Annotated in this window: 9 protein-coding genes; all 9 read left to right on the forward strand. The window is 53.2% G+C overall.

Annotated elements, in window-relative coordinates; genetic code table 11:
- Positions 1-121: 121 nt before the first annotated feature.
- The 9 genes from addB (at position 122) to floA (ending at position 12,349) form a co-directional block, all read left to right on the forward strand.
- Positions 122-3,649 (forward strand): helicase-exonuclease AddAB subunit AddB, encoded by a 3,528-nt coding sequence (gene addB / locus PJDR2_RS11310; RefSeq protein ID WP_015843820.1) that lies wholly within the window; start codon positions 122-124, stop codon positions 3,647-3,649.
- Positions 3,636-7,469, forward strand: a complete 3,834-nt coding sequence (addA, locus tag PJDR2_RS11315; protein ID WP_015843821.1) for a helicase-exonuclease AddAB subunit AddA — start codon at positions 3,636-3,638, stop codon at positions 7,467-7,469. Before addB ends, addA begins: the two co-directional genes overlap by 14 nt.
- 100 nt (positions 7,470-7,569) lie before the next feature.
- Positions 7,570-8,169 carry a hypothetical protein gene (locus tag PJDR2_RS11320; RefSeq protein WP_015843822.1) on the forward strand — a complete coding sequence of 200 codons (600 nt, stop codon included), beginning with the start codon at positions 7,570-7,572 and terminating at the stop codon, positions 8,167-8,169.
- Positions 8,170-8,219: 50 nt separating this feature from the next.
- A complete protein-coding gene (locus PJDR2_RS11325; protein WP_015843823.1) occupies positions 8,220-8,627 on the forward strand; it encodes a hypothetical protein in 408 nt (135 codons plus the stop codon).
- Positions 8,628-8,750: 123 nt separating this feature from the next.
- A complete protein-coding gene (locus PJDR2_RS11330; protein WP_015843824.1) occupies positions 8,751-9,104 on the forward strand; it encodes a histidine triad nucleotide-binding protein in 354 nt (117 codons plus the stop codon).
- 92 nt (positions 9,105-9,196) lie between these two features.
- Positions 9,197-9,370: a 30S ribosomal protein S21 gene (gene rpsU / locus PJDR2_RS11335; protein ID WP_005547957.1), complete on the forward strand. Its 174-nt coding sequence runs from the start codon at positions 9,197-9,199 to the stop codon at positions 9,368-9,370.
- A 15-nt stretch (positions 9,371-9,385) separates the two neighbouring features.
- Entirely contained in the window at positions 9,386-9,829 is a 444-nt protein-coding gene (locus PJDR2_RS11340) for a GatB/YqeY domain-containing protein (RefSeq protein WP_015843825.1), read from the forward strand.
- 122 nt (positions 9,830-9,951) lie between these two features.
- Positions 9,952-11,328: an NfeD family protein gene (locus tag PJDR2_RS11345; protein ID WP_015843826.1), complete on the forward strand. Its 1,377-nt coding sequence runs from the start codon at positions 9,952-9,954 to the stop codon at positions 11,326-11,328.
- 37 nt (positions 11,329-11,365) lie between these two features.
- Positions 11,366-12,349, forward strand: coding sequence for a flotillin-like protein FloA (gene floA, locus PJDR2_RS11350; protein ID WP_015843827.1), 984 nt, complete (start codon positions 11,366-11,368; stop codon positions 12,347-12,349).
- Positions 12,350-12,368: the final 19 nt, after the last annotated feature.

The raw sequence follows: 12,368 nt of genomic DNA on the forward strand, positions 1-12,368 counted from the left end.
TATTTTCTTGTCAAAAAGATAGCGCTTTTTCCAGAACATACGTTTGTCGTCCGGGTGAAAAAGGACCCGCGATATGGTAGAATGATAGATTATGAGATAGATTCGGAAGGGAAGAGTTAGGATGGGGCTTCGATTTGTGCTTGGCCGCTCGGGAACGGGAAAAACAACGTATTGTTTGGATGCAATCCGCGCCAAGCTGCAAGGTGAACCGGATGGAGCGCCGCTAATTATGCTGGTCCCGGAACAGGCTACTTTCCAGACGGAGTACGCGCTTTTGAAAGATACGTCGCTAAGCGGGACGATTCGCGCCCAGGCGCTTAGCTTCCGCCGTCTGGCTTTTCGCGTCATGCAGGAGACGGGCGGCACCGCCTTAATTCCAATCAGCGATAACGGCAAGCATATGATGCTGTTCAAGATTATACACCGGCTTGGCAAGCAGCTTGAGCTTTTCCAGAGCGGGGCAGAGCAGCCGGGTTTTATTGAGCGGCTTGGAGAATTGCTGACCGAGTGGAAGCGCTACGGGATTGATGCCAATCTGTTGAAGGAAAAAACGGCATCTGTAGAAGACTCAACGCTTCTGGACCGGAAGCTGCATGATCTACGGCTTGTTTATGACAAGCTTGAGCAGGAATTGCTTGGTCTTTATATCGATTCGGAAGATTATTTGACGCAGCTGATCGCAGGCTATGCCTACGCGCCGGCGATGCAGGGAGCCCATCTATGGATTGACGGCTTCCATGGGTTTACGCCAAAAGAATACGATGCGCTTGGCACGCTAATCGCTTCTTCCGCCGAGGTGACGGTTGCGCTTACGCTTGACCGTCCTTACGATAACGGCGAAATGCCGCATGAGCTTGAGCTTTTCCATCCTACGGCCGAGACTTACGGTAAGCTGTCCGCTTTGGCCGCCCAAGCCGGCGTATCTGTGTATGACACCGTTGTTTTGGGTGAAGGAGCTCCGACACGCTTCTTGGGAAGCACGATGCTGGCCCATTTGGAAAAGCATTATGGCGGAAGGACTCCTATGCTTATTCCGGATAAAAAGATGCTGGCTGTAGACAGCCCGGCCTGCGGCTTATCCCTTCATGCCTCCGCGAACAGAAGAGCCGAGGTGGAAGCGGCCGCCAGGGATATGGTTCGCCGGGCACGCGAAGAGGGTCTGCGCTGGCGCGACATGGCGGTTATGGTGCGTAACGCGGCTGAATATACCGACTATATTCAAACGATATTTGACGATTACGAGATTCCTTATTTCCTTGACCAAAAGAATAACACGGTCCATCACCCGCTGGTTGAATTTATCCGTTCCGCGCTGGAGACCGTACTCCACGGCTGGCATTATGAAGCGGTATTCCGCTGCATCAAGACGGAGCTGCTATTCCCGATTGACGGCAGCATGTCCCGCGAGCTGTTCGACCGCTTGGAAAACTATGTGCTGGCAGCCGGGGTCGACGGCTGGAAGTGGCTTGACCGTTCCAGATGGAAGCCGTTTATGCAGCAGTCCCTTGAGGATGAGCCGGATACCGTATCCGAGCCGTCTGCAAAAGCTAAACGGGAATTTCAGGCCATTATGGCGGCGAGAGAGGCGATCGTACCGCCGCTTCGCCGGTTCGAGCAGTCCTTGAAGAAAGCATCCAACGTCAAAGACATGTGCGAAGCGTTGTACAAGCTGCTGGATCATGCGGACGCGGCTGACCGTCTTGAACGCTGGAGCCGCGAGGACAGTGCGTCCGGACGTACGCAGCGTGCCAGATCGCACCGCCAGCTATGGGATGGCGTCATGCAATTGCTGGATCAGCTGGTGGAAATGGTCGGAGACGAGGATATGCCTCCGGAGCTGTTCGCCGGCATGGTGGAGACGGGGCTCGAAAACCTGAAGCTTGCGGCGGTACCGCCCGCGCTTGATCAGGCACTGATCGGCAGCATGGACCGGACGCGTTCCGGGGATGTAAAGATCTGTTATGTGCTTGGTGCCAACGACGGCGTGATGCCGATGCGCATTCAAGAGGATGGCGTGCTGACCGAGCAGGAGCGGGAACGCCTAGCCGAAGAAGGGCTTGTTATGGCGCCGGGCGTAAGACGCCGACTGCTCGACGAGCGTTTCCTGATCTATAACGCACTGACAACGGCCAGCCAGCATTTGTGGATCAGTTGGGCGCAGGCGGATGAGGAAGGGAAAACGCTGCTGCCTTCGGAAGTGATCCGGCAGGTGAGACAGCTCTTTCCCGGCATACCGGTCTATCAGAAAGCGGGAGAGCCGACTCCGGGAATGGAGACGGGCGATCAGCGATCTTATATCGAGCATCCTCAGCGTACGCTTGCTTATTTGATCACGGAGCTTCGTGCCTGGCGGCAAGGGTCCGAGATTGCGCCATTCTGGTGGGATGTCTATAACTGGTTCGCGATCCGGCCGGAATGGCAGGACAAGCTGCAGCTTATGAACGCGTCGTTAAGCTTCTCCAATCAGGAGACGGTGCTGACGACAACAACGGCAGAACAGCTGTATGGGACGAAGCTGAAGGCAAGCGTGTCGCGGATGGAGAGATTCGTATCCTGTCCGTTCCAGCATTTTGCCATTCATGGCTTAAGGCTGCGCGAACGCCAGATGTACCGGCTTGAAGCGCCGGATGTCGGTCAGCTGTTCCACGCGGCGCTCAGCCGTCTTGCTGGAGGCGTCGGACAGCGCTGGGGATCTATGCCGGAAGCGCAAATCCGCGAAGCGGCGGCGAAGGCCGTTGACGAGCTTGCTCCTAGGCTGCAATCGCAGATTTTGCTCAGCAGCGGCAGGTTCCAATACATTGCCCGCAAGCTGAAGGAAATCGTTGCTCAAGCGGCGGTTATTTTAAGCGAGCATTCCCGCAGGGCTCAGTTCCAGCCGGTAGGGCTTGAAGTTGATTTTGGCCCGGACGGTACGCTGCCTTCCCTTGTCATTCCGTTAGATAACGGGGGCACGATGGAGATTATCGGACGGATTGACCGAGTAGACGCGGCTGAGACCGAAGAGGGCTTATTGCTGCGGGTCTTGGATTACAAATCCAGCGCAACGCAGCTCAAGCTGGAAGAAGTGGCGTTTGGATTATCTCTGCAGATGCTCACGTACCTCGACGTTCTTGTTACGCACGCTTCCGAATGGCTTGGAAAGCCGGCATCGCCCGCGGGCGTGCTTTATTTCCATGTTCATAATCCGATGCTTGCGGTATCTAACGGGTTATCCGGGGCCGAAGTAAATGCGAGAATGCTGAAGAAGTTCAAAACCCGTGGACTTATTACGGCTGAAGCGGAGACGGCCAAGCTAATGGACGGCGACCTGGAATCCGGTTATTCGGAGATTCTTCCTGTTGCGTTGAAGCGCGACGGAAGCTTTTACAGCAGTTCTTCCGTTGTGACGGAGGATCAGTGGGATGTGCTGCGCAGCTCTGTCAGACGGACTATCGGAAAAATAGGCACGGAAATAGGATGCGGGAAAGTATCGATCGAGCCATACCGCCTAGGAACGAAGTCGCCGTGCCAATACTGCGATTACAAGCCGGTATGCCAATTTGACCCGTTATTTGAAGGCAATGAATACACGAAGCTGAACAAGCTTTCGGAAGAAGAAATTTGGCAACAGCTGCATGGGGAGGAGGAGACAGCGGATGGAAACGAATAATATGCCGGCTAAGCCGGAGAACAGCACCTGGACGGATGACCAATGGCGCGCGATTGTGACGGAAGGCTCGGATGTTCTCGTTGCCGCGGCAGCAGGCTCGGGGAAAACAGCGGTTTTGGTTGAACGGATTATTCGGAAAATCTCCTCGTTCTCCGACGTCGACCGGCTGCTGGTCGCAACCTTTACGAAAGCGGCAGCTGCAGAGATGAAAGACCGGATCCGGATTGCGCTGGAGAAAGAACTCGAGCGGCAGCCGGAATCCGAGCATCTGCGCAGACAGCTGGCGCTAATGAACCGGGCTTCGATTACGACGCTCCACTCTTTCTGTCTCGACGTTATTCGCAGGTATTATCCGTTAATCGGACTGGACCCGGGCTTCCGGATTGCGAATGAAACGGAAAGCGAACTGATGCGCATTGACGTGCTGGATCAGCTGTTTGAAGAGAAATATGAAGGATCATCCGGTGACAGCGGGGCATTCCTGCGTCTGGCCGACCGCTACGGCGGCGAGCGCGGAGACGAGCCGTTGTACAAGCTGGTTCAACAGCTTTACGACTTTGCGCAAAGCCATCCTTGGCCGGAGCATTGGCTCCGCCAGACCGCGGCAAGCTTTATGGTTGATAACGTTGAAGGGCTCAGGAGCAGTCCTTGGGTGGCAAGCCTGAGGGCTGACGTGGAGCTGGCGCTGTCCGGTGCGGCGTCCCTGCTTAACCAGGCGATGCAGTTAACGCGGGAGCCGGCGGGTCCGGCCCCTTATGCGGCAACCTTTGAAGAGGATCTCGCGATTGTGGGAGGTCTCGCCGAAACCGTTCGCATGCATCCTTGGGAGATGTGGTTTGAATCGTTCCAGGCCGTGCAATTCGGCAAGCTGAAGGCTATGCGCGGCGATGATTACGATAAAACCATGCAGGAGCAGGCCAAGGAGCTTCGCGATCAGGCCAAAAAGCTGATCAGCTCGCTTGCGGACGAATTGTTTGGACGTTCGGCAGAGGAATTCGCATGGGAGCTGCAGGAGCTTGCACCGCTAATGGCTGCCCTGTCTGAGCTTGTCATTGAATTCGGACAGCGGTACGAAGCCGCGAAGCGGTCAAAGGGTTTGCTCGATTTTGGCGACTTGGAGCATTATTGCTTAAGGATATTGAGAGCGCCGGAGTCAACGCCTGAGCTTACGACTCCGTCGCCTGCGGCTACGGAGTATCAGCGCCAGTTCGATGAAATTCTGCTTGACGAATATCAGGATACCAACATGGTGCAGGAAGCTATCGTATCGCTGATTGCCAATCCGCATGCCGGCAACCGGTTTATGGTCGGCGATGTGAAACAGAGTATTTACCGGTTCCGTTTGGCTGAGCCGAATTTGTTCATGAGCAAATACAAAAATTACGGCGCGCCCGGCGGTGACGGTCTTCGAATCGATCTGGCCCGCAATTTCCGGAGCCGGCTTGAGGTGGTAGACGGCGTAAATGACGTGTTCCGCGCAATTATGCGTGAAACGGTCGCGGAGATGGATTACGACAAGCGCGCCGAACTGGTATGCGGGGCTTCCTATCCCGAGCCTGATTTGCCTGGGCGATTTGCCGTCGAGCTTGCGGTTATCGATAAAGCAGGCTCTTCGAACGAGGAGGATGGGGCGGTATCGCCTGCGGATTCCGATGATGAATCGGAACAAGGTGCCGGCCCGGCTGCCGAATCGGCGGAGGAGCTGCAGACGGCGCAGCTGGAGGCAAGGCTTATTGCCCGTCAGATCCGTTCGCTGCTTGACGAAGGCTTTCGGGTCTACGACGGCAAGAAGCGGGAGAGCCGCCCGATGGAATGGCGGGACATCGTTATTTTGCTGCGGGCCACGCAGGCTTGGGCTCCCGTCATTATCGAGGAGCTTCAGGGTGCGGGCATTCCTGCCTACGCGGAGCTAAGCAGCGGGTATTTCGACGCGACAGAGGTAGAGACGATCCTTTCTTTGCTGCGGGTGATTGATAATCCGTATCAGGATATCCCGCTTGCGGGTACTCTTCGTTCGCCGATTTTTGGTTTGAATGCCGAAGAACTGGCTCTTATCCGGATTGGAGCGATGCAGGATACCTACTATGACGCGGTGCTGCAGGCGGCAGGCGATCTCCTTTTGCCGGATGAGCTGAGGCGCAAGCTGTCGCTGTTTCTTGAGAGGCTGGACAGATGGCGGAATGATGCAAGACAAGGTTCGCTTGCCGATTTGATCTGGAGCATATACCGTGAGACCGGCTATTATGATTTTGCCGGAGGTCTTCCCGGCGGCGTGCAGCGCCAAGCGAATCTTAGAGCGCTTCATGACCGTGCCCGCCAATATGAGGCGACCTCCTTCCGGGGCTTATTCCGTTTCCTGCGCTTCGTTGAGCGGATGCGGGACAGCGGCGGTGACCTCGGTACCGCCAGGGCGCTTGGCGAACAGGAAAACGTCGTGCGAATTATGTCCATTCATAAGAGTAAAGGACTTGAATTTCCCGTCGTATTTGTGGCAGGCTTAGGCAAGAACTTCAATCAGCAGGATTTGCGAAGCGCATTTCTGAAGCATAAGCAGCTTGGCTTTGGTCCCAAATATATCGACCCGGAGAAACGCGTCAGTTATCCTACCCTGCCGTTCCTCTCGATCAGGCGTCGAATGCGGATGGAAATGCTTGCCGAGGAAATGCGTATTCTCTACGTAGCTTTAACTCGCCCGAAGGAGAAAATGTTCCTGGTTGGCACGGTATCCGATGCCGCTGCCAAACAGCGCCGCTGGCAGTCAGCCTCGGATGCAAAGGGATATATTTCGGATTTTCGGTTAAGCTCGGCGTCTACTTTTCTGGACTGGCTGGGTCCGCTCGCAGCCGCAGCGTTTAATCAGCTGCCGGATGAAACGGTGCCGGGACACGAGGATTCAAGACTGCTGCAATGGCGCGCAGGCGTTGTGGATGCTGCTATGCTGGGGCTTGAGGCCGCGATTGGCGTTGAGGAACGGACGGAAGAGGATCAAGCGAGAGAAGACCGCATGCAGGGTGTATTATCTTTAGCCCAGCTTGATCAGGTGGAGCAGGATGAAGAGCTTCGCAACCGGCTGGAGTGGCGTTACGGATATCGGGCCTCTACCCTCGTGGCGGCCAAAACCTCGGTTACGGAGATGAAGCGGCTGCATTCGGAAGCGGTGGAAATGCCGGAGGACAGCGCAGCTTTATATCCGGCTGATACCTTCTCCGACAGGCAACAAGAAGACGGCAAGAAGAGCAGCGGCGGAGGCAGTTATACCTTCCGGTTAAGACGGCCCCGGTTCATGGAGGAAGCCGCGCTTACGGCTGCCGAGAAGGGAACGGTAAGCCATCTTCTGATGCAGCATTTACCGCTTGCCGGCGACGTAGACGTGGATCGGCTGGGGTCTATTCTGAGCGATATGGTATCGCGCAAGCTATTGACGGCAAGACAGGCGGATTCGATTGATCTTCCGGCTGTCGCAGCCTTCTTCGACACGGAGATCGGCAAGCGGCTTGTTCATGCCAAGTGGGTAAGGAGAGAGGTTCCGTTCAGCTGCATGTTCCCGGCGCAGCGTGTATATCCGGGACTGGCAGCCGACATGGCTGGCGAACCTGTTCTGATTCAGGGTGTCATTGACTGTCTCTTCGAAGACGAGAACGGCATTGTCCTGCTTGATTATAAGACCGACCGGATTTATATGAAGCAGTGGGAGCAGGCTGCAGAGCGCCACAGATTCCAATTGGAGCTGTACGCGGAGGCGATCGAATCGGTTATCGGTCAGCCGATTGCGGAAAGCCACGTGTTCTTCTTTGACGGAGGACGGGCAGTAAAGTTATAAGGACGCAAGGCTATTGCATTCATTTCTGCGGGAGGGCATTATTCATGTCTTTCCGCAGAAAAAATGACTTCTTTTATCGACTTGGAAGGATGGGCAAGAGATGGAACAGGATAAGGAACAATCAAAGAAACGGTCCTACGCACTGCCGATTACTTTATTGCTGCTTGTATTCAGCCTTACGGGCAATGTGTTTCTATACTCGCAATCGCTGCAGGGCGGCCAGGATGATAAGTACAATAAAGGTTTGGAAGTTATCGGAGCAGCCAAGAAAGCAACCTCTTACTATCAGGCCGTGCTTGATGATACAGCTGCTATTCTGGAAGGGAAAACGTCTGAGGCAGGCACCGTTATTCGCGATGCAGCCGGTGTCAATGATTTTTTGCAGCAAGCTGGCAGTTTTGATACGGATAACTCATTTGATTCCGGCAAAATCTATGCCAATATGATTGACGTTGATAATTCTCTCTCGTACATAAAAGAGCAGGACGGATCACTTACAGAGCAGGAATCGGCATTTTTGAAAGCTCTGCAGGAGGTCTATTCGAAGCAGCTGGCAATCGTGAAGCAGTTTAACTTTGACGCGGACAAAACGCGCAGCGGAGCGATTCAGATCGGAGCAGGAATCGGATGGCTTGATATTGCCAAGCAGCTGGAGCAATCTATCGAAGAGCAATCTAGCATGAAATTGTCCGCCCAGTAGCCAAAAGCCCAGTTCTGCATACGATAGTAGCAGACGGGAGGCTGACAAGGATGGAGAAAAGCAAGAAAGAAAAAGGGAAATTGACAGAGGTGAAGCCGGCCGCGTCCAAGCCGGCAACGATTGCTCCTGCAAAGGCAGAGAACCAAGCACCGGCTGTGCAGGCAGCATTAACTGCGCCGCAGACCCAGTCGCTGAAGGATCACTGTTCCGCGCATATTCACCGATATGTGCTCGCACAAACGCATGACGGATGGTGCATCGACGGCATCGTTGAATACGTGGACGATCAATATTTATGTCTGGCTGTCCCCTCCAGCGGATCCATGGGCTGGGACGGCAGAGCTTTTTTACCTTACCCTGGACTTTATCCGTATCCTTACTACCCAAGAGGACGCTTCAACCGCCAGGTGTTGCCGCTTGCCGGGCTCCTCGCGTTGTCGCTGCTGCCATTTTATTAAGAGCAAAAGGTTATTTCCGGTTCAGGAACGCGTTTGCGTTCCGGCCCGCATCTCCGATTGGACGAGGATACCATTTGTTTGTTATAATTATTGGCATAGTATGGAATGAAGGGAGGGGCATATTTGGACTGTATTTTTTGCAAAATTATCGAAGGCTCCATTCCTTCGACGAAAGTGTACGAATCCGAGAACGTCATTGCGTTTAAAGATATTCAGCCCGCGGCTCCCGTACATATATTGATTATTCCCAAAAAACATATTCCTACGATGAACGATGTTACCGAAGAGGATGGACCGGTCATCGCGGAATTGTTTGCAACTGCTCGGGAAATCGCGAAGCAGCAAGGAATTGCCGATTCCGGTTACCGGCTGATTAATAATGTGAACAGCGACGGAGGGCAGGTTGTTTATCATCTCCACATCCATTTATTGGGTGGGGAGAAGCTAGGAGCACTAGTAGGAAATAGTGTAAGTTGACACTTCAATTTGTTTTGTCTTATAATGAAGTGTGATAAACCGTGTTTATGTTTAATGCTCTGGACGGTCTGTTTCGGAGGGAGGGAAAACTGGTGTCTGAAACTAAAGTTCGCAAAAACGAAACTATTGATGCTGCGCTTCGCCGCTTTAAACGTTCCATCGCTAAAGATGGTGTTTTGGCAGAGGTGAAAAAACGCAAGCATTATGAAAAGCCAAGTGTAAAGCGCAAGAAGAAGTCCGAGGCTGCGCGTAAGAGAAAGTTTTAGGAGGATCCTTCCATAATGAACCTGAGCGATAGATTGAACGACGATATGAAGCAAGCCATGAAGAATCAGGACAAGTTCAAGCTGACAACGATTCGCATGATTCGTGCAGCAGCAAAAAATTTGGAAATTGATTTGAAGCGTCCTCTCGAGGATGCAGAAGTGGTAGATATACTTAGTCGTGAAATCAAACAACGTAAAGATTCCCTCCAAGAATTTAGCAAAGCCGGCCGAGATGATCTGGTTACAGATCTTTCAGCAGAAATTGAAATTATTAGTCAATACCTTCCCGTTCAGCTGACCGAAGAAGAGATAAAAGCGATTGTAACGCAGACCATCCAGGAACTCGGTGCTTCTTCCAAAGCCGAGATGGGAAAAGTCATGGGTGCGCTTTTGCCAAAAACAAAAGGGCGCGCTGATGGTAAACTAGTAAATCAATATGTACAACAATTTCTGCAATAACTATATGTTCGGACGAAAACACCCCTTTCGAGGGGTGTTTTTGCTTTATTTATGACAATTTTGAAACATAATGTTCATATATGCGTATTAACGGATACTGATTGAAAAGGAGGAGCGACACTTTGCAAACGAAACGATGGCGCATTGCAGCTGTCATTTGGCCTCTTCTGATGCTTATATCCATGCTGCTGGTTACGGCGGGAGGATTGGTGACCGGCGGTAAAGCCGCGCAAGGAGCGGAAGGGTCAGGACTAGGTCCCGCGGTGTACGTTGTGCCGGTCAAGCAAACGGTGGAGTCCGGACTTAAATCGTTTTTGGAGCGGGCATACAAAGAAGCAGCCGAAGCAAAAGCGGAAAGAGTCATTCTGGTGATCAATACGTTTGGCGGAGAAGTAACCAGCGCCGAGGAGATTGGCGAACTGATCCGCAAAAGCAGTGTTCCAACAACTGCTTATGTAGAAGGCAAAGCGGTATCGGCAGGGACTTATATTGCGCTTAATGCGCAAAACATTGTCATGGAGCCTGGGAGCACGATTGGCGCAGCCGCAGTCGTTAACGGCTCCGGCGATCTGATCGACAACCCGAAGGTTGTTTCCTTCTGGGTAAAGACAATGAGGGAGGCCGCGGAGCTAAACGGTCGTAACCCGGATATTGCCGCCGCGATGGTGGATACCGGAGCGACATTACCGCTTCCGGACCTCAAGCAGGTGAAGCAGTCCGGCCAGATTCTGACTTTAACAGCTGATGAAGCGCTTAAAGTTGGATATGCCGAATACAAAGCGGAGTCCGTGGAAGACGCAATTAAATGGCTGGGACTTGAAAACCGGGAGCAGATCGACCTTAATCCATCGATCGCGGAGAAGATTGCTTCCTGGCTGGTTAATCCGGTCGTCATGACCGTGCTGTTCATCCTTGGCATTGCGGGTATTGCGATTGAGCTGTTTGTACCGGGCTTTGGAGTTCCGGGCATTGTAGGTATCCTGTCGTTTGGCCTGTATTTCTTCGGCCATTACATCGCGGGCTTTGCGGGGATGGAGTCTGTTGTGCTCTTCATTGTCGGCGTAGCGCTGTTGTTGGTAGAGGTGTTTGTGCCTAGCTGGGGGATTCTTGGCATACTCGGCAGTGCCTCGCTTATCGCCGGCGTGTTGACAGCGGCTTCAAATCCGATGACGGCATTTGTTTCGCTTGTTATCGCTTTGGTGGCAGCGGCCGTAATTCTATACTTTGTCGTTCGGAAATACAAGGACAGAGGGATCTGGAATAAATTTATTTTGCGGGAGAAGCTGACAACCGAACAAGGGTATTTGTCCGCGGAAACCAAGGAGGATCTTCTTGGCCAGGAGGGGATTGCGATCACGCCGCTTCGCCCGGCAGGCACGATTCAAATTCGGGATAACCGGATTGACGTTGTGACTTCAGGCGAATTCATCGCTTCGGGCAAGACGGTAAAAGTAATAAAAACGGAAGGGACTTGGGTTGTCGTAAGAGAGGTCCTGTAGGATAATAAGAAAAAAATGACATGGAGGGTTATACCAAATGGATCCGACTGTATCCGTATTAATTATTGTTGTAGTAGCGATTATTGTCCTATCTGTATTTCTCAGCTTCTTCCCGATTATGCTGTGGATTTCCGCTCTGGCATCGGGCGTGCGGATCGGCATTATTACGCTGGTAGCGATGCGCCTGCGTCGCGTAACGCCTAGCCGAATCGTTAATCCGTTGATTAAAGCAACAAAGGCTGGACTAGGGCTTACGATTAATCAGCTGGAGAGTCACTTCCTCGCCGGCGGTAATGTAGACCGTGTCGTAAACGCCTTGATTGCAGCGCAACGCGCGAACATTCCGCTTGTCTTCGAGCGCGCGGCAGCCATCGACCTTGCGGGCCGCGATGTACTGCAAGCCGTGCAAATGAGCGTTAACCCGCGTGTTATCGAGACGCCTACTGTAGCTGCGGTTGCTAAGGACGGCATTGAAGTGAAGGTTAAAGCCCGCGTTACGGTACGCGCAAATATCGAACGCCTCGTCGGCGGTGCCGGCGAAGAGACGATTATCGCCCGCGTAGGCGAAGGTATCGTTACAACGGTAGGTTCCTCCAACTCGCATAAAGACGTTCTGGAAAATCCGGATATGATCTCCCGTACCGTCCTAGGTAAAGGTCTTGATGCAGGCACGGCCTTTGAAATCCTGTCCATCGATATTGCTGACGTAGACGTAGGCAAAAACATCGGCGCACACCTGCAAACCGAGCAGGCGGAAGCCGATAAGCGGATCGCGCAGGCGAAAGCCGAAGAGCGCCGCGCGATGGCGGTAGCGCAGGAGCAAGAGATGAAGGCCCGCGTCGTGGAGATGCGCGCGAAGGTCGTAGAATCCGAATCCCAAGTACCGCTCGCGATGGCGGATGCACTGAAATCCGGTAAAATCGGCGTTATGGACTATATGAACCTTAAGAATATCGAAGCCGATACCCAAATGAGAAATACGATTGGCAAGCCGGACACTCCTAACGATAAAGACAACTAAGGCGCTTAAGCCGTGTCAA

It is taken from the genome of Paenibacillus sp. JDR-2 (assembly GCF_000023585.1).
Lineage (GTDB): Bacteria > Bacillota > Bacilli > Paenibacillales > Paenibacillaceae > Pristimantibacillus.

Excerpts from the sequence above, each read along its gene's own strand:
- addA (WP_015843821.1), top strand. The coding sequence starts at position 3,636 with ATGGAAACGAATAATATGCCGGCTAAGCCGGAGAACAGCACCTGGACG.
- PJDR2_RS11320 (WP_015843822.1), top strand. The coding sequence starts at position 7,570 with ATGGAACAGGATAAGGAACAATCAAAGAAACGGTCCTACGCACTGCCG.
- floA (WP_015843827.1), top strand. The coding sequence starts at position 11,366 with ATGGATCCGACTGTATCCGTATTAATTATTGTTGTAGTAGCGATTATT.
- PJDR2_RS11325 (WP_015843823.1), top strand. The coding sequence starts at position 8,220 with ATGGAGAAAAGCAAGAAAGAAAAAGGGAAATTGACAGAGGTGAAGCCG.
- PJDR2_RS11340 (WP_015843825.1), top strand. The coding sequence starts at position 9,386 with ATGAACCTGAGCGATAGATTGAACGACGATATGAAGCAAGCCATGAAG.
- addB (WP_015843820.1), top strand. The coding sequence starts at position 122 with ATGGGGCTTCGATTTGTGCTTGGCCGCTCGGGAACGGGAAAAACAACG.